Genomic DNA, 747 nt, shown 5'->3' with positions numbered 1-747 from the left:
GGGAAGAGCTTGCCCCAGGCGCCGCCCTCGCGGGCGACCACCAGCCCGGTGCGGGCGAACACCGTACGGATGCCCGCCTCCTGGGCCGGGGCCGCCGCCTCCTCCCACTCCACGCACACCCGCGCGAGGAAGCCGTCGCCGGGCGGCGCCTCCTCGTCCACCGCGCGCGTGCCCGTATCGCCGTAGTAGCCGATCGCCGTGCCGCACAGCAGCACCTTCGGCGGTTCGTCGAGCGAGGCCAGGGCCTCGGCGAGGGCGGCCGTGCCGAGCACCCGGCTGTCGCGGATCTCCTTCTTGTACGCCTCGGTCCACCGGTGGTCCCCGACCCCGGCGCCGGCGAGATGGACCACCGCCTCGCACCCGGCGAGCCCCGCCGCGTCCACGTACTGGCGCCGCGGGTCCCACTCGACCTCGTCGCCGGTACGCGCCGGACGCCGCACCAGCCGGACCAGCTCGTGCCCGTCCGCCCGCAGCGACCGTCCCAGCGCCGTGCCGATGAGCCCGGTCGAGCCCGTGATCGCGATCCGCATGCCGCCTTCTCCCGATGGTGGAGGGTGCCCCGCTCCGGGGCGAAAACCATGCTTCCTCATCCGTACCCGATGGCACAGTTGCCCCATGTCCGAGCCGTACATACGTCCCGCCCGTCTCACTGACGCAGCCGCCCTCACCGAGATCGACCGCGAGGTCTGGTCGCCGCTCCACTCGGTCCAGCCCCCGCCGCAGCCCCCGTTCGCCCCGTTCTTCGAC

The 747-nt window shown here is 74.2% G+C and carries 1 protein-coding gene; it reads right to left on the bottom strand.

The features are described 5' to 3' along the window. The coding region (locus ACJA3G_RS38010) for an NAD-dependent epimerase/dehydratase family protein (protein WP_406557548.1) at positions 1-530 on the bottom strand (530 nt) is incomplete at its 3' end. Positions 531-747 lie beyond the last annotated feature (217 nt).

It is taken from the genome of Streptomyces sp. YS-3, from assembly GCF_045257485.1.
In the GTDB taxonomy this organism is placed as follows: Bacteria; Actinomycetota; Actinomycetes; order Streptomycetales; family Streptomycetaceae; genus Streptomyces.
Note: the sequence above shows the minus strand (reverse complement) of the source record. Positions and strands in the feature narration are given on the sequence as shown.